20 protein-coding genes are annotated in these 20,612 nt (G+C 45.8%); 3 read left to right on the plus strand and 17 right to left on the minus strand.

All coding sequences use genetic code 11. From position 1 onward, the window contains the following. Positions 1-67 precede the first annotated feature (67 nt). Genes SALPA_RS02595 through yedE form a run of 3 tightly spaced genes read right to left on the minus strand, consistent with a single transcriptional unit; the run spans position 68 to position 1,627 of the window. Complete coding sequence (locus SALPA_RS02595; protein ID WP_145089424.1) at positions 68-301, minus strand: DUF3343 domain-containing protein; 234 nt, start codon at positions 299-301, stop codon at positions 68-70. Between the two features lie 42 nt (positions 302-343). Next, a complete protein-coding gene (locus tag SALPA_RS02600; protein ID WP_145089426.1) occupies positions 344-550 on the minus strand; it encodes a sulfurtransferase TusA family protein in 207 nt (68 codons plus the stop codon). A 6-nt stretch (positions 551-556) separates the two neighbouring features. After that, positions 557-1,627, minus strand: a complete 1,071-nt coding sequence (yedE, locus tag SALPA_RS02605; protein ID WP_145089429.1) for a YedE family putative selenium transporter — start codon at positions 1,625-1,627, stop codon at positions 557-559. Between the two features lie 157 nt (positions 1,628-1,784). Between yedE and SALPA_RS02610 the strand changes: the two genes are divergently transcribed. Continuing rightward, on the plus strand, positions 1,785-2,711 hold the full coding sequence (locus SALPA_RS02610) for a LysR family transcriptional regulator (RefSeq protein ID WP_145089432.1): 927 nt from the start codon (positions 1,785-1,787) through the stop codon (positions 2,709-2,711). On the opposite strand, the gene SALPA_RS02615 is transcribed toward SALPA_RS02610, so the two are convergent. Further along, positions 2,659-3,651, minus strand: a complete 993-nt coding sequence (locus tag SALPA_RS02615) for a diguanylate cyclase (RefSeq protein ID WP_145089435.1) — start codon at positions 3,649-3,651, stop codon at positions 2,659-2,661. The two genes, SALPA_RS02610 and SALPA_RS02615, sit on opposite strands and share 53 nt — an antisense overlap. Before the next feature lie 20 nt (positions 3,652-3,671). Further along, positions 3,672-3,968, minus strand: a complete 297-nt coding sequence (locus SALPA_RS02620; protein ID WP_186450878.1) for an Hpt domain-containing protein — start codon at positions 3,966-3,968, stop codon at positions 3,672-3,674. 191 nt (positions 3,969-4,159) lie between these two features. Between SALPA_RS02620 and SALPA_RS02625 the strand changes: the two genes are divergently transcribed. Beyond that, positions 4,160-5,485 carry a putative DNA modification/repair radical SAM protein gene (locus SALPA_RS02625; protein ID WP_145089441.1) on the plus strand — a complete coding sequence of 442 codons (1,326 nt, stop codon included), beginning with the start codon at positions 4,160-4,162 and terminating at the stop codon, positions 5,483-5,485. Continuing rightward, positions 5,464-6,306 carry a TIGR03915 family putative DNA repair protein gene (locus tag SALPA_RS02630; RefSeq protein ID WP_145089444.1) on the plus strand — a complete coding sequence of 281 codons (843 nt, stop codon included), beginning with the start codon at positions 5,464-5,466 and terminating at the stop codon, positions 6,304-6,306. The genes SALPA_RS02625 and SALPA_RS02630 overlap by 22 nt, the downstream gene beginning before the upstream one ends. Positions 6,307-6,516: 210 nt before the next feature. Here SALPA_RS02630 and SALPA_RS02635 read toward each other — a convergent pair whose 3' ends face one another. From SALPA_RS02635 to SALPA_RS02690, 12 genes are read right to left on the minus strand one after another with little or no spacing between them, the layout of a single operon-like run. Next, complete coding sequence (locus SALPA_RS02635) at positions 6,517-7,077, minus strand: UbiX family flavin prenyltransferase (RefSeq protein WP_145089447.1); 561 nt, start codon at positions 7,075-7,077, stop codon at positions 6,517-6,519. Between the two features lie 29 nt (positions 7,078-7,106). Beyond that, positions 7,107-8,339, minus strand: a complete 1,233-nt coding sequence (dpaL, locus tag SALPA_RS02640; RefSeq protein WP_145089450.1) for a diaminopropionate ammonia-lyase — start codon at positions 8,337-8,339, stop codon at positions 7,107-7,109. Next, complete coding sequence (gene hydA / locus SALPA_RS02645; protein WP_145089454.1) at positions 8,332-9,747, minus strand: dihydropyrimidinase; 1,416 nt, start codon at positions 9,745-9,747, stop codon at positions 8,332-8,334. The genes dpaL and hydA overlap by 8 nt, the downstream gene beginning before the upstream one ends. A gap of 13 nt (positions 9,748-9,760) precedes the next feature. Then, a complete protein-coding gene (locus SALPA_RS02650; protein WP_145089457.1) occupies positions 9,761-10,840 on the minus strand; it encodes a 4Fe-4S dicluster domain-containing protein in 1,080 nt (359 codons plus the stop codon). Further along, positions 10,840-12,165 (minus strand): amidohydrolase family protein, encoded by a 1,326-nt coding sequence (locus SALPA_RS02655; RefSeq protein ID WP_145089461.1) that lies wholly within the window; start codon positions 12,163-12,165, stop codon positions 10,840-10,842. Before SALPA_RS02655 ends, SALPA_RS02650 begins: the two co-directional genes overlap by 1 nt. Positions 12,166-12,191: 26 nt before the next feature. Next, complete coding sequence (locus SALPA_RS02660) at positions 12,192-13,778, minus strand: amidohydrolase family protein (protein WP_145089465.1); 1,587 nt, start codon at positions 13,776-13,778, stop codon at positions 12,192-12,194. After that, a complete protein-coding gene (locus SALPA_RS02665) occupies positions 13,762-14,976 on the minus strand; it encodes a YgeY family selenium metabolism-linked hydrolase (RefSeq protein WP_145089468.1) in 1,215 nt (404 codons plus the stop codon). The genes SALPA_RS02660 and SALPA_RS02665 overlap by 17 nt, the downstream gene beginning before the upstream one ends. A 38-nt stretch (positions 14,977-15,014) precedes the next feature. Then, the gene (locus tag SALPA_RS02670; protein WP_145089471.1) at positions 15,015-15,632 is read right to left on the minus strand and encodes a flavodoxin family protein; all 618 of its coding nucleotides are present in this window, start codon (positions 15,630-15,632) and stop codon (positions 15,015-15,017) included. Between the two features lie 25 nt (positions 15,633-15,657). Then, a complete protein-coding gene (locus SALPA_RS02675) occupies positions 15,658-16,104 on the minus strand; it encodes a (2Fe-2S)-binding protein (RefSeq protein WP_145089474.1) in 447 nt (148 codons plus the stop codon). After that, a complete protein-coding gene (locus SALPA_RS02680; protein WP_186450879.1) occupies positions 16,101-16,886 on the minus strand; it encodes a xanthine dehydrogenase family protein subunit M in 786 nt (261 codons plus the stop codon). The genes SALPA_RS02675 and SALPA_RS02680 overlap by 4 nt, the downstream gene beginning before the upstream one ends. 43 nt (positions 16,887-16,929) lie before the next feature. Continuing rightward, on the minus strand, positions 16,930-19,221 hold the full coding sequence (locus SALPA_RS02685) for a xanthine dehydrogenase family protein molybdopterin-binding subunit (RefSeq protein WP_145089480.1): 2,292 nt from the start codon (positions 19,219-19,221) through the stop codon (positions 16,930-16,932). A gap of 38 nt (positions 19,222-19,259) precedes the next feature. Further along, complete coding sequence (locus tag SALPA_RS02690; protein WP_145089483.1) at positions 19,260-20,612, minus strand: UbiD family decarboxylase; 1,353 nt, start codon at positions 20,610-20,612, stop codon at positions 19,260-19,262.

A 20,612-nucleotide genomic window follows, 5' to 3' on the forward strand; every position in this document is an offset into this window, starting at 1 on the left:
TTTTCCTGTTGATTGACCGAAAAAATAAGAGCCTGCACCTACAGACTCTTGAAATTCTTATTTTTGATTAATATGCTTGCACAAGCTTTACACCCTTCTGCAGCATCACTATGCCTTTTGCTCCCAGTACTTCGACAGCCCTGTCAACATCCTGTTCACTGACTTGCGCTGCTAACCCCTCACAGGAAGCGCTTAATTCGCGGGGTACAGGTACAAGCTCAGCAAGGATACTCTGCTCTTTTAAGATTTTTTTGGCCCTGAAAGCATGATAGACTGATGGAAATGTAATTACACAATTCATAAACTGGCCCTTTCATCATTTACAGCTAGTACATAATCTGCTCTATTTGGATATGTTAATAGTATACTCACCATTTGCCTCTGAACATTCTACCCGGAAATTCTGGGACTTGGCAAATTTAATAATATTTTCTTTAGCTGGTGGTTCGTCAACCACAACACTGACTGCTTCAGCCCCGGCTAATGCGTCTTTGGTCCTGATGAGTGGTATCGGGCAACTTAACCCTCTCAAATCAAGAGTATTCGCCATAACTTATCAGACTCCTTTGCTTATCGGCACAAGTTTTTCTCGATATACATAACCTAACGCGGAAATTACAACAATTCCCAGCACTACGGCAATTTGTCCATTGATACCAACACCGGCAGCCGAACCAGCGGCATTAAGATTATGGGCTACACCGGCTCCTGCCAGCATACCCAGTACACAAAACATAGCATCTGTATTGCCTTCGCCGGCCATAATCATTTGCCGCAGCGGACAGCCGCCTGCCAAAGTAGCTGCCAAACCTGTCAGGAATAGTCCAAGGAAATTCCAGACATGCATGGTATGCGCCAGTGGCTGATTTTCAAAACCTAATTTAAAAAAGCCAAAATAAAGATTGCCTGCCAAGGCAGCTAAAAACATAACTCCGTAGATTTTAAGCAACGAGGTATCACGAATAAGCAGATAATCGCGGAAACCACCGCTCAGACACATGCGGGTGCGCCCAGCCAATGCGCCTGCTGCCAAACCGGCTAGTAAACTAATGATAATCGGGGCATGCATAGAACCCGGTCCTTTAGCACTAAAGTTTAAAAAGCCAGCCCCCATACTTACAGCAATAAGCAATACCAGCGCCGCAACTGCGGCCAGATAACCTGTAATCTGCATGCCGCCTGTATAAACATGCGCCCGGCCCAGGTTAAAGCCGCGTTTCAAAAATACAACGCCCACGCCAATACCGGCAATAAAACCTGCCAAGGCCGTAAGGCCATTGAGATCGCCACCTGCTACCCGCAAAATGGCCCGCAGCGGACAGCCCAAAAAGACCAACGCCCCGATCATCATAGCCATCCCCAGCACAAATCGTAGTACAGGATTGGAACCACCACGCGGCCTAAATTCACCGCCAAAACGGGACAGGCCAAACGCCCCCAGGATAAAGCCGATAATTTCCGGGCGAGCATACTGCAGCGTAGCGACACTGTGAATACCTAGCGCGCCAGCAATATCCCGCAATTGACAGGCGGCACAGAAACCATAATTGCCCGGGTTACCAAACTTGACCAGCAGCACTGCTCCTAATCCAAATACCACGCCTGTGACAATAATTAACCAGTTCACCACATCACCTCATAGAAATATTTATTATTACACCAATAAATATTATATATGGGCAATATATATTCCTGCTTGAGGAAGACGTTAACAGGAAATTTTGTCTCCCTTTACGAATTACTACTTATAACTATGTTTTGGTATTAACAAACGAGGTGAGCTCATGTCTTATATTCAATCCTTAACCGTATTTTTATATGTTGCCGAAGAAGGTAGTTTTTCCGCGGCCGCCAAAAAGCTAGAACTTACACAACCAACTGTGTCTTTTCACATTGACAATCTGGAAAAAGATTTTGGATGCCCGCTATTTACCCGGACATCCAAAGGCGTTTCTTTAACAATTTATGGTAAGAAGCTTCATGAGACTACGCGGACAATCAATGGCTTGATTGCCGGCACTCACCAGGAAATTCAAGCCATGGCACAGGGTTCCGCCGGGCGGATACTGCTTGGCGGCAGTACCATCCCCGCCGATTATATTTTACCGCCGTTGATTGCAAAATTTCTTAAAGACCACATGGGACTGACTGTATCCCTGGTAACAGGTGACAGCCAGGCTATCTTAGAAAAGTTTAATGCGGGTGAGATCCCCATCGCAGTAGTTGGCGCTAAACCAGCGGATAATCTCGTCAGCATGCCCCTTTGGCATGACACGCTGGTACTTGCCGCCCATCCCGATTATAAAACATACGCCCAGGCCAGTCCTGTACAAGACTGGCTGCTTTCCTTACCGTTTATTTTGCGCAAAAAATCCTCAGGCACAGCAAGAGCAGCTTTAGACGCACTTGCTGGCTTGAACATTGCACCTGAACAGCTTAGTGTTATTATGGAAGTAGGCAGTAACCAAGCAGTAAAAGCAGCCATTCTTAACAAAATCGGCATCGGTTTTATTTCGGCCTGGGCAGTGGAAACTGAGCTAAAATCCGGTCAACTCATCACCCTGCCGCTGCCTGGTCCGGCAATCAAGCGCCAATTCTACGCTGTGAGCCGTCAACCGCTGTTTCCTTTCTGTCTTGAATCATTCTGGCAATACCTCATTAATCAGAACACCACTCCGCAACTCTTACCTGATTGCGCCCACCACTCTTAGCTTCGTACAGCGCTTTATCTGCCAAAGCAAGCAATTCCTGCGGCTTGTCTGTCAAAGACATTTTCCCACCAACAACCCCAATACTCACTGTTACATGATCAGCGATCCTGGAAGCGCTATGCGGAATAGTACACTTTTCAATGGTGGTGCGAATATCTTGTGCTACTTTATAGGCACCATCCACCCCGGTTTCTGGCAGAATAACAACAAATTCTTCGCCGCCATAACGAGCCAGCAGATCACCGGGACGTTTTAATACACTACCAGCCGCGGCTGCTACCTTTTTAAGACAATCGTCACCTTCCTGATGTCCATACGTATCATTATAATTTTTAAAAAAATCAATATCAAAAAATACAATGGACAGGTCATGACCTGTCCGTATTGCCCGTTGCCGTTCCATCTCATATATCTGATCAAAATGCCGCCTGTTCGCTATACCGGTTAAACCGTCCAGCGAAGACAGGCGGCTTAATTCTCTATTGACACTTTCCAACTCTTCCAAGACTTTGACCAATTCAGCTTCACGGGCTTTGCGTTGATCAATCGCATGCTTCATATTGAGTGCTGAATTAACCCGTGCTTTCAATTCCAGTTGCTTGATTGGTTTTGTGATGAAATCTATCGCGCCGGCGGCAAAGGCTTTGTCCAGAGTTTCCGCGTTATCATTGGCGGTAATTACAATAACAGGTATGTCTTTAAACCAGGTATGCGACTTAATCAGCTCGCAGGCCTTAATACCATCGATGCCTGGCATAACACCATCCATAAGGATAAGATCAATATTCTTAGCCAGACCTTCTGGCTGATCCATTCCTAGCAAAGCAAAGGCATCGGTTGCATTTTCGGCTGTAAGAATATCACCAAATCCATGTTTTTCTAAAAAGCGCTTAATCAGCGCCCTGCTGTCGGCCGAATCATCAACAATTAGTATTGCCATGCACCATAACCTCCCAGCTGCTATTCATAGTGAATTTCAATATTTTCAAAATAGGTTTTCATTACTTGCGCTAATTCACATGCTTTGCCGCCTTCCTGCTGTTTGCCGGCCTGTTCAATGGCAGCCCCCAGTTTTGTTACCCGGTCAAAGCCATAACCGCCACCGATACCCTTTAGATTATGGCCAATATTTCGTATTGTTTCATAATCCCGGGCAGCCGCAGCAGCTAGTATTGCCCGAATATCTTCCTGACGTTTTTCTATAAAACCTGGAATTAAGTCTTCCAAGTCACTGTCAATCACAACACAGTCATTCACACCGGTTTCCTCCCCGCATATTGCAGACTGTATATATTCTCCTAAACCTTCACAGTCCTGGTAGATTTTTCGACACATTGACCCTCTTTTCCTGCTGCGCTGACTATTTTATCTGGCACCGCGCCATAAGAACAAATGTTTGCAAAACATTTGTTCTTATGGTATTCTAGTTACGTAAGGGGCTGAAGTATATGGATGTGTATGATAAGTTAAAAATTCTAACCGATGCTGCAAAATATGATGTAGCATGCACATCAAGCGGTGTGAATAAAAAAGCATCGGCCGGAGGAATTGGTAATGCCTCTGCTTGTGGAATCTGTCACAGTTTTTCAGCAGATGGACGGTGCATTTCCCTGTTAAAAGTACTGATGACCAATGTTTGCGTTTACAATTGCCAATACTGCGTCAATCGCATATCCAATGACACACCGCGGGCCTTTTTTACACCACAGGAACTAGCTGAACTAACCATGAACTTTTATCGTCGCAATTACATTGAAGGCCTTTTTTTAAGTTCCGGCGTACTAAAAAATCCAGACTATACCTGCGAACAAATGATTGAAGCGCTGCGTATCCTGCGCGAAGAATATCGGTTTTCCGGGTATATCCATGCCAAGGCTATCCCTGGCGCCGACCGTCTGCTGCTTGCCCGCCTTGGTATGCTTGCTGACCGGATGAGTGTGAATATTGAACTACCCTCCCAAAACAGTTTGCAGCTCTTAGCACCGGACAAATCCAAGCATTCCATTTTAACTCCCATGGGCTATATTCAAAACCGGATACAGGAAAACTCGCGGGATTTAGTAAAATACCGGCATGCTCCCAAATTTGTTCCTGCAGGGCAAAGCACGCAGATGATAATTGGAGCTACCCCCGAATCGGATTATCAAATATTAAATTTAACCGAAGGTCTTTATCATAAATATAAACTTAAGCGCGTCTTTTTCTCAGCCTATATGCCAGTTGCAGAGAATAGTCTTCTGCCAGCAATAGATACAAAACCACCGCTATGGCGTGAACACCGGCTTTATCAGGCAGACTGGCTGCTCAGATTTTACGGTTTTGCCGCTAATGAACTTCTTGATCAGCAGCATCAAAACTTCAATCCCTATTTAGACCCCAAATGCACCTGGGCACTCAATCATATGGATTTTTTTCCTTTGGATGTAAACCGCGCTTCTTACCGCGACTTACTGCGAGTACCAGGTATTGGCGTAACAAGTGCCAAACGTATTCTTACTGCCCGGCGTACAACAACTCTTTCTTTTAATGGCCTTAAAACCCTGGGAGTTGTCCTCAAGCGAGCGCAATATTTTGTTACTTTCAGTGGAAAAACAGCACCTGATATAAAGCTTACTCCGAACACAATGCTCCGCGCCTTACTGTCTGAAAAAACACGGGAACTACATCATTTGGGTTTTTCATCACCTACAGAACAACTTTCTCTTTTTGACCAGCCGTTACTGCTATCATTGCCACAGGAGGAACTACGAAAATGCCTACCCAATCTGAGCTAATTTATTGCTATGACGGAAGCTTTGATGGCTTATTGTGCTGCGTATTTGAAAGCTACGAAAACAAAGAAATTCCAATAGATATTCTTCTGCCCGAGGCCTCACACGCCATACTCTTTGCCACAAAAAGCATCCCGACTGACACACAAAAAGCAAAGCGGGTGCTGGATTCTATTCCAAAAAAAATGGGAGTATCGGCACTTAACTTTGTCCAACACGCTTTTTTAACTTGTCTTTTGCAAAAAGAGTTACATATCTTGTTATTCCTGCGTCTAGGATTCCGCCATGGCCGGTCCGTAATGAATATGCTGACAGACGACATCGTAAATACCCTGTTTAAAGCAGTTAAGTATTTAGAGCAGGAAAGCCATTTATTCAAAGGCTTTCTGCGATTTTCTATCATCAACAATGTTCTTGTGGGCGAAATAGAGCCAAAAAATTATGTATTGCCACTGCTGGTACAGCATTTTTGTGAGCGTTATCCGGAAGAGCGCTTTTTAATCCATGACAAAACACATGGCATGGGACTGGTTTATCAGCCATACCAGTCTGCAGTCATTCCTATTGGAGCTCTTGAATTGCCTGCAGTAGATGAGGAGGAGCAAACTTTTCGCGAACTGTGGCAGCTGTTTTACGATACCATTGCAATACAAGGACGGCATAACCCAGAGTGCCGCATGAGCCATATGCCAAAGCGTTACTGGAAATATATGACCGAGTTTGACCGCATACAAAAAAATATCACGCCAAAGCTGCCTAGCTCGAGCGTGAAGTTATTGAGCACATCTGCGCATGAAAAATCGAAATCTATCTCCTGCAAATAATAAATTTCATGGCTTCTCTACTGTGTTCTGCGTCCGTTGCAGCACCCAGTAAACGTAGCTATGTCGAGTACGATTACGAAGCCTGTTGATATAGATATTTTTAAAAACCTGCAAATACATTTCTAATCTGGGGCGCGTCGCCTAAGATTGGTTTGCCATCGGCGCTCTAGAAGAAAGTGTCCATCATATGGCCAGCCTATTATATCATGATTATATAAGACTACCCCACTCTTTAACTAACCCGCTTTTTATTTCCATGTGGTCAACCATACGGCCCACGGTATGATTGATAATATCCTCGACCGTCGCTGGCTTATTGTAAAAGGCAGGCATAGGCGGCATAACGGTGGCTCCTGCCTGTGCCACCAGCAACATGTTATTCAGATGAATGACGCTGAGCGGAGTCTCCCGCGGCATGACAATAAGTTTTCTTTTTTCTTTCAGCGTGACATCAGCCGCGCGTACGATTAGGCTGTCGCTATAGCCATGGGCAATAGCCGCCAGCGTTTTCATACTGCATGGCGCAACAATCATACCGCCTGTATGAAACGATCCGCTGGAAATGCATGCGTCCATTTCCTTGTTATCATAGCAGTATGCTGCCAAAGAGTTAAGCTGTTCCAAACTATAATTAGTTTCATACGCCAAATTGCGCGCAGCCCACTCACTGACAACTAAATGCACTTCTGCATTAAGAGTATTTAGAACTTCTAATAGCTTTACGGCATACATAATACCCGAAGCTCCAGATACGCCGAGAATAATTTTCATACTTGCTCCTTACAAATTAATTTATGATATTAGCAGTTTCCCGCTTCATACGGATAGGCGCCATTCCAGACAATGTTCTGATATCCAACCGCATCTGTATCGCCTTCTGTACTAATAATAAGGATTTTAGAATGCTCGTCAAGGCCAATTTTTTCTTTCAATGCGTTAAGCGCCTTATTTTCTGCCAACATGCTAAGAAGTCCCAAGCCTACCGCCCCGGATTCCCCAGAAACAACTTGCGGATCATTGCCTAAAGGATTTGCAAGAATTCTCATGCCGCGTGCAGTAACATAATCCGGGCACGAAACAAACGCCTGGGCATAATATTTTAATATATCCCACGATAATGTGCTTGGCTCTCCGCAAGCTAAGCCAGCCATGATCGTTTCCATCATACCTGTTACAGCATGTGGATTTCCATCTCCGGCCGCAACAGATTTATAAAAACAAGCTGCCTTATCCGGCTCAACCACTACGGCTACTGGCCGATTTTCGCCATACTTTGTTACAAGATAGCCCAACATGCTCGCCGCAAAACAACCAACACCCGCCTGTAAAAATACATGGGTTGGTTTATCTTCGCCTAATTCACTAATCTGCTGGATTGCCTCGCCCATGATAGTGCCATACCCTTGCATAATCCAGGCCGGAATATCTTTATAGCCTTCCCAGGCTGCATCCTGAATTAAAACCCAGCCGTTTTCTTCGGCATGCTTATTTGCCAGCCGCACGGTATCATCATAATTCAGTTCAGTAATAGATACTGCTGCGCCTTCGGCTTTAATATTATCAAACCTGGCAGCCGCTGAGCCCTTGGGCATATAGACAACTGCTTTCTGCCCCAGTTGGCGGGCTGCCCAGGCCACACCGCGCCCATGATTGCCATCTGTTGCCGTAATAAAAGTAATCTCACCAAGTTTGGCTTTCACTTCCGGCGAAGCAAGCAGTTCAAAATTTACATGTTTAATATCCATTCCGAGTTTTTTCGATAAATAATTCGCCACTGCAAAAGACCCGCCAAGTACTTTAAAAGCATTCAGTCCAAAGCGGTAGGACTCGTCTTTAAGCCAGATATTTTTTACTTGAAAGGCTTTTGCCAATTGGTTTAACTCATGTAATGGCGTAATCGCATATTGCGGAAAACTTCTATGAAAGTTAGTAGCCTGTGCAATGGATTTTTCTGAAATATAGTCAAGTTCCTCCATAGTGTCAGGCTGATTTTTTAATCGATCATTACTTACCCATAGCACTTTACTAGTCATATTCAAACTTCCTTTCATTATTATATACAGTATTGGCAAACGGCTTACGCATAAGATACTTGCCGCGCGGTGCCGCCAACGACAATTGTCCGTCAGTGACAACTTGCTCGCCGCGTAAAAAGACCTGCTCTGCCTGCCCTATTTTTCTAAACCCTTCGTATGGATTATAATCCAAGGCATAATGGTGAGTTGCAGCCGATATGGTTCCCTCCTCTGCGGGATTCCATACAACAATATCCGCATCACTGCCGACAGCAACCGTTCCTTTTTGGGGATACAAGCCAAAAATTTCTGCTGGCTTAGTAGCTGTCAGAGAAACCATACGGCAAAGATCTATTTTCTTTTGCATAACTCCATACGTATACAGAAGACTTAATCGGTCTTCCACCCCGGGAATACCGTTAGGAATTTTGCTAAAATCATGAATTCCCTTATCTTTTTGCCCTTTAAACAAAAAAGCACAGTGATCGGTTGACAAGGTATCTATCATCCCCTGACTGACGCCTGCCCACAAAACTGTAAGATGATCTTTTGCTCTTAAGGGCGGTGAAAGCACATACTTTCCTCCAGCAAAATCACTTCCGGCATAATACGTATCATCAAGCAAAAGATATTGCGGACACGTCTCTATATATACGTTGGCACCTCGCAGCCGGGCTTGTTCTACAACCCGGAGCGCTTCACGCGTAGATAAATGAACAATGTAAAGAGGGGCTTTAGCAAGCATGGCAAGACTAACTGCTCTATTCACCGCTTCCTCTTCGACAGCTGGCGGGCGGGTAAGCGCATGATATGCAGCCGATGTATTGCCCGCTTTAAGCGCCTGACGGATCAATACCTCGATAACATCTCCGTTCTCACAATGAACCGCTGCTATGCCCCCCAGCTCCGCTGTTTTTTGGAAAACCTGAAATAGTTCCTCATCACTTACCTGAAGATCATTTTTATACGCCATAAACAGCTTAAATGAAGTAACCCCCAGCTTTACCAGTTTCTCCATCTCTGAGCCTATCGACTGCCCCCAGCCAGTTATTGTCATGTGAAAACCAAAATCGCAAAAACTGCGTCCAAGTGCTTGGCTTCGCCGAGACTCAAACGCATGCTGCAAGGTTTCCCCTGGCAGTGGTGTGGCAAAATCAATAAAGGTTGTTGTCCCGCCAAGTAAACCCGCCCGGCTGCCTGTAAAAAAATCATCAGCAGTTTTCACCGTTCCCGCGATATCTTCAAAATGCGTATGCGCATCCACCGCCCCTGGCAATAGGAACCGCCCCCGAACATCCACCACTTGGTCATTCGGCTCTTGCACCTGAAGTCCGACAGCAGCAATCTTTTCCCCTTCGACACGCACATCGACGGCAAAACACGCCTCACTGGTAACAACAGTTCCGCCTGAAAGCACAATCCCCATGGCTACCTCCTCCTCAGATTCTGCGGTACGTGAGCGCTTTAACCGCACAAACCGATCCACACAGACCGCAGTACCGGCACTTATCTTGATTGAGACGCATCACTTTGTCTTGAGACAACTCGCGAGCTTGATACGGGCATACCACCACACAGCGACGGCAGTTGGTGCAGTTGTGTTCATTATAGGTAAAAGAAAGTTTCCCAACATTTTCCTTTGCATCAAGATACGAAAGACTCAGCCCACACAGCTCTTCCAGCGAAGAATAGTTATACTTTTCCATAAGTTGCGCCATTTGCTTAAGCAGAGGCGAAAGCATTTCCGGTCCTCTTAAAATAACAGCGGAACACATTCCCACTACACTGGCACCAGCCATCAGCATTTCGAGTGCATCTTCAGCGCTTGTTACGCCCCCTAAGCCAATAATCGGGCAAGAATAGGCTTTTCTGAGCTCTGAAATTTTATAAAGAACAAGCGGTTTTATAGCGGCACCTGACAGCCAGCCTGCCCCCTTGACACCACCAAGCAACGGCCGACCTGTTGTCACCTCAATCCTGAGTACCTGACCAAACGAATCAAATCCTGTAATTCCATCGGCACCCGCAGCTAAACAATCACCGGCAAGCTTAACCACATCGCAGGCAAGCGGCGGTAATTTCGCCAGAATAGGCAACTTGGTTTTTGCTCTGGCAGCTCGAACCATATCCGGAATATCGTTGTGATCATAAGAAACCACCTCAATTATATCCGCCCCGGCACTTGCAATGGGCGCACACAGCTCGGATACTTCGCCAGCCGACATGCCAATGCTGGCAATCACTGTCACACCGGCTTTTTTAGCCTGTGGTATTTCACGCTCGATCCATTGCGCAGCAGGAAAATCAGCCCATTTCTCACAATTAATTAAGCTGTCCCTACCGCTTAACAGCATGTGCGGATTGGCATTAACAGCAGCAGCCATGCGAATGGTTTTTGTTACCACAGCGCCGGCCCCAGCATTATGCAGGCGAATCATACCTTCTGCGCCATAAGTTAAAGGACCTGAGCCAATTATAATTGGCGACTTGAGCGTCAAACCAAACAGTTTTGTTTGCATTATTGTTCCTCCCAAAAAACACTAACCTGATTTTTCAGCGCCGCGCCTGCCACTTGTATATCTACCTGTTGCAGTTTATGGTCAAGCATCACCGGATTGCCGGCAACAAATACGCTGCGAACCATTTCCCGCGCACCGTGAACCACTAGTTGGTCAAACACATTTTTCCGGGTTAGCGGCGTGGGAAACAAGTTATCCAGTATGACAAAATCAGCGGCATAGCCGGGCTCCAAACGACCGACATCAGCCCAGCCAAGCACTTTCGCGCCATATTCCGTCGCCATTTTAAACACCTCTTGCGCAGGCATAACTGAGGCGTTTTGTAAATTCCCTTTGTGAATTAAAAAAGCGCCTCGCATCACTGAAAAAAAGTCGGTAATATAACCATCAGAACCCAATCCCACTTGCATACCGGCTGCCAGCATTTCTGGCACCGGAGCAATACCTCCGCCGACTTCGCAGTTGCTAAGCGGCATATGGACAGCACCTGCACCGGATTTTTGCAACATTTGGCGTTCCGCGGCATCGATTTGTACACATTGTGAAGCTAACACCTGCGGCGACAAAAGCCCAGCCTCATGATAAAACTGTACAGCTCGTTTACCATATTGCCTAAGACAATATTCGCTTTCGTAGGTGCTTTCCGATATATGAAAATGCCACTTTACCCCATATTCTTCTGCCAAACTTTGCGCTTTCCGAAGAAATGACGGCGAACAAGTAAAGGACGTATGGGTGCAAATCATGCCTTGAATCAAGCTCTGCCGCTTACGGCACCACTCGATAAACGAACGATTTTCTTCTAAACAAGCTACGCCATTTTCTTCACTAATCCGCTCTGAGCTTTCCAGAGATAAAATGGCTCTCAGCCCAAGTTTTTCTATTTCCCCGGCCTGCTGCACCAACACCTTTGGAAGTGCATAAGGCGCTTCCAAAGTATCACAAAAACCCGTAACTCCCGACCGAATCATTTCTGCACCCGAAAATAGCGCCGATACGGTTACATTCTCAATTTGCAGCCGATTTTCAATCCGTGGCCACCAAAAATCTTCCAAAAACTCTCTAAAGCCTGCTACAGGAACATCCATGGGGATGCCATGCGAAAATAAGCCATACTGATGTGTATGCGCATCAATAAACCCGGGTATTACAACAGCATCAGACGCATCAACCAGCGAACAATCATGGGATAACGCCCACTGTTCCAGATCCTTGTTCACCATGACCGCAGTAACTTTTCCATCTTTGATAACAAACCCAGCCTGACATAATACTTTGTCACCAGAACAAACCAGCATACCTGCTGTAATTGCCAGCATTGTCATCTTTTCCCCCCATAGTAAGTCTTAATCTATTTCCGTAGCACTTTTCCAGCAAGACATGTATGATATACTCCGTGCTGTACCACTTGCCGCCCATTGACAAATACCTGCTCGATACCCACCGGGTAAACTTTCGGCTTAGCAAAAGTCCCTTTGTCAGCAACAGTAGCCGCATCAAAAATTACAATATCCGCAAAATATCCTGCCCTGAGCTTGCCCCGCCGTTCAATGCCAAAGGTTTCCGCTGGCTTACCAGTCATTTTGGCAATTGCCGCTTCCAAGCTAAGCGTTTTTTCTTCCCGAACATATTTCCCCAGTATGCGAGGAAAGGCGCCGAACAGCCGCGGATGCGGGTTTTCGCCGTAAATACCATCTGTACAGACATTTTGCTCCGGTCTCTGCAAAAATTGCTTGATATGATATTCCTCGCCGTAAAAATCCACCATGCCTACAGCATTGTTTTCTTCATACAAAAGGTCAAATACTGCCTCATAAACGTCTTTACCACGCAATTGTCCAATTTCCACTAAATTTTTACCAATTAAATCCTGATTTTGTTCGCTGGCTACACTGGTAATAAAAATTTGCTCAAAGCCGGCAAAATCGATAAAATTATCCCAGCCTGGCAAACCATTTTCGATATCTTGTACTATTTGCCGCCGGAGTTGAGAACTGGTGAGACGCGTCAACAGCTTATCCACGCCTCCTTCATGAACCCAAGGCGGCAATACGGCGCTTAGCATGGTACTGCCAGCAACATACGGGTATTGATCAAACGATACCTGGATACCTTCTGCCCGCGCCTCATCCAACAACTTGAGCATGCCCTCCATGAGATGCCAGTTCTTGCGTCCACATAGCTTAAAGTGTGAAAAATGCACTTTTACACCTGACTTGCGCCCAATAGCAAGCACTTCGCGCATAGAGGATAGCACATCATTCGCTTCGCTGCGCTGATGCACGGCAAATACTCCATTGTATTTAGCCACAACTTTGCACAGGTTAATAAGTTCGGCCGCATCAGCAAATACACAGGGTGCATAAATTAAGCCTGTCGAAATGCCAAATGCGCCAGTCTCCAACCCGTTTATCAACTCCGCCTGCATGTTAGAAACATCTGCCGGCATAGCCTTCCGGTTGTCAAGCCCCAGCACAGCCGCCCGAATATTGCCATGCGGCACGAGATAAGCTTCATTGAGGCCCACTCCGCCTTCTTCCATAATTTTTAAATATTCATGTACCGACGCAAAATCCCAGTCAATTTTATCGCTGTCACCATCAAAACCGGTCAGATTTTTACGCCAAGCTGCAACGTGCTTGCGTGGCAACGGTGCCGTGGAAATACCATCCTGGCCAATCACCTCGGTGGTAACTCCCTGCCTGATTTTATATTCAATACAAGGATGACTCAGCGCTTCTACTGCGGAATGACTGTGGGTATCAATGAATCCGGGCGCAACTACTTTACCCTTAGCATCAATCACCTGATCAAAGCATGCCTGGTTAAAGGCCACGCCTACAGACTCAATACATTCACCATCCAACGCGAGTTCACCATAAAACCCCGGTCTTCCTGTCCCGTCAATCACCATGCCATTTTTAATTAATGTTTTCATGTAATTTCCCAGTATCCGTCAATACACTTTTGATGATTCCGTAATATCCTGCCGCAGCTTGTACAAGCTGCTCTACTTCAATATATTCGTCAATGGTATGCGCCAGATTTTCACGCGACGGGCCAAAGCCAATCGTTTTTATACCTGCTTCTCCCGCATAATGACTGCCATTTGTACAAAAAGAATACTGCGTAATATCAGGCTCAAGGCCTGCGCTCTTCAGGCCTTTTAAAGCAGCCTGCACAAATTCGTCAGTTTTTTCATACAACCAGCCTGGGAAAAAACGCTCGCCCGTGATGGCTTCGCCTGTATAACACTGCTCTGAACCTGTGGCAAAACTTACCCTAGCGTCAAACTTAGGGTCTGCTTCTTGCATAGTACGGAGCAACTGAGTGAGCGGCGCTAAAACGGATTCCTTAGTCTCGCCGACCAGTAAACGCCTATCATATGTTGCTCGGCAATAATCAGGCACTACCGATGCTCCCGGATAAGGTGATGATTTGATGTCGGTTAATTCCATAATGCCCTGCCCCAAAACAAGATGTTCGACAAGCGGCAGCTTGCGTATCTGTTGAATGGCGTCCGCCATTTTATACACTGCATTTATTCCGGTTTGCGGATTAGCAGAATGAGCGGGCTTACCGAACGTTTCCACCACAATTTCCGCCCGGCCGCGCTGGCCGATTTTTAAATTCAGTTCTGAAGCTTCCCCAATCACAACATAATCTGGGTTAACCCGTTTACTAATTTGGCGGGCAGCGATGCCCTCAAAGCATTCTTCATGCACTACGCCTGCCACATAAATGCGCCCAGCAAAGTTTTTACCGCAATCTGCGGCAAAAAAGCCGGCGGCCGCAACCATGGCGCTTAGCGCCCCTTTCATGTCAGAAGCGCCGCGGCCATAAATCCGCCCCCTAGAAAGCTCCCCGCCGAACGGATCATGCTTCCACTGTGACGCATCCACTACAGGCACAGTATCAATATGTGCATCAAATAAAAGGGATTTTCCCGGCTGTTTTCCCCGAATTTCGCCAATAATATTGCCATAGGTATCAACAAAAAACTCATCGTAACCTAACTCAATAAATATGTCTCGCAATGTTTCCGCTACGCCTGCTTCTTCGCCAGAATAGCTTTTTTTCTGTAACAAGGCTTGACATATCGAAATAATCTTTTGTTCCCGTTCTGCCGTAATCATCTACATGCCTCCTCTTGGACTCCAGCCCTTGGGCCTATTTATACGTTAACCGCCTTACGTCCAGCATCATAAATTAATGCCACTTCGGCCAGCTTATTTACAAGCTTACTGGCAGATTCAATAGCTTTATCATCTTCCATAGCGCCTAATGCTTCTTTATCTTTCGACCACAGCATAGCTCCTGCATACCCGCCGATTTCATTACTTACGACATTTATCCCTTTGGCAAGCAAAAGATTGATAATCGTATTTACCGTCATTTCCTGTCCCCCGTTTCGCATACCGCCTGTCGCCATTGCTACGCCGAATTTATTACGCAGTTTTTCCGGATAAACATGGAATAACGGGCGCATCCGGCTAAAAAACGCTAATAGCTGAGGTGTAACCGTATATACATATACCGGAGAAGCAACAACATAGGCATCTGCTTCCACAAACTTTTCCAATAGTTCCTGCATATCGTCTTTTATAACACACCAGGTTTTCTCCCGTTTGCAATAATTACAATTATTACATGGCGCGATTTTTTTGCCCCGCACGGTGATCCATTCTGTCTCAACTCCAGATACATTTCCAATAGAAGAAAGCGCCTCGCTCAACATTTTTTCGGTTGCCCCGCTGCGCGGACTGCCGCAAACCCCTAATATCTTAACCATACTCTTCATCACCTCATATGAATATTTACATTTCCAAATATTTTATAATTGCACGCATTTGCCCCATATAACCGGAACATCTGCACAAGTTTCCTGTTAAATAATGCGCGATTTCCTGTTCTGTCGAGTGACTTAGTTCGCGCTTCATAGCAAGCACAGTCATAATTAAACCAGGTATGCAGTAGCCGCACTGCACAACCCCTTCGGCAACCAAAAACTTAGCAAGTACCTCGGCCTCAGTTTGTACACCTTCTATTGTCGTTATTTTTTTCCCTTCGGCCTGTGCCGTAGGTACAGAACACGACAATACCGGTTTTTCATCAATCCATACCGTGCAAGAACCGCAGGTTGCCTCATCGCAGCCTGTCTTTACGCTGGTATAGCCGTTTTTACGGAGTGTATCTGCCAAAAAATCGTCCGGATTGATTTCCAGTATTTTCATTTCTCCGTTTATTGAAAGACTGACTATCATCTAAGCACCTCTTTTACCGCCTGTCGGACAATTTTTTCACAAATAAGCCGGCGGTATTCCCCGCTGCCAGCCATATCATCGCTAAAACTCAGTTCTCCCGCCGCCAGAGCTGCGGCTTTAGAAATATCGTTCTCCGTAAAATTTGATTGCGTCAAATACTGCGAGGCCGATACTGCCACTTTCGGCCTGCCTGGCCGCGCACCGATAACAATTTTTAAGCCCGAACCGTTTTGCGCAACTGCGGTGTTCAACAAAGCAAAGTCATTATAGGCTTTTCGCACTGCCTGAAAAGCGGCCACAGAGGTGTCGAGCGGTATAATAATTTTTTCTAAAATATCGTTAGGCATACCTTGTTCGAGAAACTGCGCTAATTTTACTTTGCCTGCACGAAAAAAAGACACTTCCGCCTCAAGACTTACCAGTGCTGTAAGCGAATCAGACAAACCAAAACGACAGTATGCTGTCGCGCCAACTGTCGCCATATTTCTCAGCTGTACGCTGCCAAATTGTACAGTTTTAGGAAGAATTCCTGAAAACAGCATGCTCAATTCCGCATGTACTTCCATATCCCGCAACGTTGTCATAGCCCCCATTTCAATTTGCTTTTCTGTGACGGTAATATAGCGTAAGCCAAGCCTTGAAAGATCTATCGCAATATCTATGTCAACATTTCTTGTTCTAAGAAGTGTACAACCTGCCAATATAACATTATTTCCCCCCTTATGCAAAACACGGTATGCATCTTCCAATGTGGCAGGCTTAACATATTCCTTTATTCTCACCAAAGCTGCCTCCTCCTTAGTACCTCCCCTATGAAAACCGCCCCTACAAGTTACGTATGCCCCTCAGCACTTGTTCTGAAGTAATGGGTAACTCAGTCACCCTTACACCCACTGCATTGTAGATAGCATCTGCAATAGCTGGCGGTGGAGTTGTAAATACCACCTCACCTACTGATTTTGCACCAAACGGACCTGTTGATTCATAGCTAGGCGCGAATCCAATCATAATATTTCCGACATCTTGCCTGGTAGGAATATGATATTGCACAAAATTATCAGCAAGCATCCGCCCGGCTTTGGTATATCGAACTTCCTCAAACATAGCAAACCCAATTCCCTGTGCAATTCCGCCCTCAGCCTGTACCCTGGCCAGCGTGGGATTAATAAGTGTACCACAGTCAACCACTGCGGCAAAATTGATCACTTGCACCTGTCCGCTGGTAATATCTACTTCTACTTCAGCAAACCCGGCAACAAATGGCGGCGGGCTTTCCTCCGCAAGCGCAGTCGCGCTCACAGACAATTGCCCTGCCCCTTTACCAGATACACTCCAAGCGGCAAAGTCCGCTAAAGTCATTTGCCATATACCATCAGCAGATGATAAGCTGTTGCCGTCAAATTGAATGCTTTCGGTATCTTTTTTGCAGCAGGCCGCACCCTGCTTAATAATCTCTTCTCGTAGCAATCTGGCCGCTTTTAACACGGCATTGCCTGTAATATAGGTTGTGCAGGAAGCATAAGCGCCGGTATTGTACGGGGTCAAGTCGGTATCAGCCGAAAGCACATAAATGTTTTCCATAGTGGTTTCCAAAATTTCCGCCGCAATTTGTGCCAAAATAGTATCACTGCCTGTCCCTAAATCGGCTGAACCAACAAATAAACTATAACTGCCGCCGTCATTCAGCCGCAGCTCAGCCACAGCCGTCTGTACGCCGATAATCCCCGATCCATGCATGGCGACCGCCATGCCAACACCGCGGACCTTATTGTTATTGAGCTTGCGGCAAGGATATTTTTGATCCCAGCCAATTAATTCCTTGCCGCGTCTAATACATTGATCAAGACTGCAGCTGGTAACTCTTGGCGGTTTTTGTCCGCCATTTAAAAACGGATGGAAACCCCCTTGGCAAATGATATTTCGTTCCCTTACAAATATTGGATCAAGCGCTAACCTAGCCGCCAGCATATTGACCATGGATTCAATAGCAAAATTAGACTGCGGTGCTCCAAACCCCCGGAATGCGCCGGCGGACACCTTATTGGTATAGACAGCTGTACCAGAATATCGCACCGCCATAGGTTGTCCGTATATTGGCAGTGTATTGGTACAAGACACGCAAAGAACATCCGGCGCATGTTCGCCATACGCCCCGGTATTCGACAGCACCTCTACATCAAGGGCCTTCATAAGCCCTTCTTTATCGGCGCCCAGCCGAACTTTAATGCGCATAGCATGACGGCTGTTCGTACAAGTCATACACTCACGCCGGTCATAAATAATCTTGGCTGGTTTGCCTGTTTTTAACGTAACAAGCGCCGCAAAGCCTTCAATTAGCACAATGTTTTTACCGCCAAAGGCGCCGCCCACACGGGGTTTTATTACTCTGATGGAGCTCTGCGGCATATTGAGTACAGAAGCAACAATCCGCCGCACATGAAAGGCGGATTGCGTAGAACTGACAATAACAAGCCGACCCCTCCCGTCCAAATACGTAAAGGCGCGATGCGTTTCCAGCATCGCATGCGCCTGTGCCTGTGTATAAAAAGTCTCTTCAAGTACAATGTCACATTCATTGAGCGCCTTCTCAACATCCTCATGGTTCCTGTTATAAGCCGCCGCGATATTGCGCAAAGGAGCAGAGCCCACATCAAAATTGGTAAAAACCTCTTCCGGCTGATGTAATAAGCTGAGGTGATCCTTCGCCTGCTCAAAATCCAATACCGGCTCTACTATTTCATATTCGACCCTGATTAATGCCACTGCCTGCTCTGCCTGGCTTAGCGTCTCGGCTGCAACAACTGCCACCGGATCACCAACATACCTAACCGTTGAACCAAGAAGCATCCTGTTATAGGGTGATGGTTCAGGATAGGTTTCAGCCGCAATGGTATGCAGTTTTTCCGGAACATCTTGATAAGTCAGCACACATTTAACACCATCAGCTTGTTTTGCCAACTCTGTGTCAATGTGTTTAATTTTTGCAAACGGATAAGGACTGCGCAGCAATTTTATATGCAAAGCATCTTTAGGGCATAAGTCATCAACAAATAGAGGTTTTCCCATCGCAAGTTCCATACCATCAATTTTGTTAACGGATTTAGATACGATTTTCATATAGACATCTCCCCTTTGCACCTGATGCTAGCCTGCTTTTAGCCCAGATATCTGCTCAAGTCAGCTTCCGGATAAGACACCCGCTCAATTTCCCGACTATTCTCGGCAAGCGTAGCATCAATTCCCATTTTCGTTTGTGTCCCACGTTCGTCTGAGCACGGATCAAGTTCGTGCCCCTGCGCATTAGGAATGTAAAATATATCTTTTTCCGGTATGACACGACATGACATAGCCCACATCACATCAGCCGGATTGTAGATGTCTACGTCTTCATCAACAACAATTACATTCTTGATATTGACATATGTCATCATCGCGGCAAGCGCAATATTTTTAGGCTCACCTGGATTTTTTTTCTTAATCTGCACAATCGCTAAAAAACCGCTGCCATAAGGCGGAATGTGCACATTGACCACGCCCGAACTTACATATGTGGCGAACTTTTTCAGGAGTGGCTCGCGAGGCAATACATTTCCCAAATTAATATGCTCGTAGGATGCTCCGTTAATTGTCTGGTAAATGGCGCCCTTCCTATGTGTAATCGCAGTGACTTTGACAACCGGACTTAACCACGGCGCACTGTAATGCCCCGTAAATTCGCCAAGCGGACCTTCTTCTTCGCGATAATCAGGCAGAATTTCACCTTCGATGACAAATTCTGCCGTCGCCGGCACATAAATATCAGATGTAACGCATTTAACAACATCAATGGCCTTTCCCCGAATCGCCCCTGCTACTTCGGTTTCATCCCCATCATAGCGAAGGCCTGCGGCAACATAAATAACAGGATCGGTGCCGGAAACAATCGCGATCGGCAATGACTTACCTGTTTTTTCCGCCGCATCGTAGAATTCTTTTAAATGCCGCCATTCATTAATCATAATGCTTAGCTTATTTTTGCCTTTGACCTGTAGCCGTTGAAAGGATAAATTTTGTTTTGTGCCATTATGTTCTTTACTGACAATGACACCGCCAGTAATAAATGGTCCTCCATCTTTGGGCGCATGCTGAGGAATGGGAACTTTATCAAGGTCGACCTCATCGCCGACATACACATTCTCTTGACAGACAGCCTGCTTTACAATGTTAGGTTTTATCGGATTTTCCAGACACTTTACTAAAAAATCATTGATATTTCCTTTTTTGCAGTTCATTGCAAGTGCAATTCTATCCATCGATCCCAAAATTCCACCGCAAAGTGAAAAATCACGGTCTTTGACTGAAGTAAATAGCCCGGCTCCTAAACCTTTCTTTTCTAAGGTTGCAAGCACCGAACCAATTTCAAATTGAAGCGCTACCTCTTTGTCAATTGTCTTAAGCTCATCATTTTTTTCCAATATTGCTAAAAAGCTGCGTAAATCATAAATATCTGTTGTTGAACAGTTAGCCAT

It is taken from the genome of Sporomusa sp. KB1 (assembly GCF_007830295.1).
GTDB lineage: Bacteria > Bacillota > Negativicutes > Sporomusales > Sporomusaceae > Sporomusa.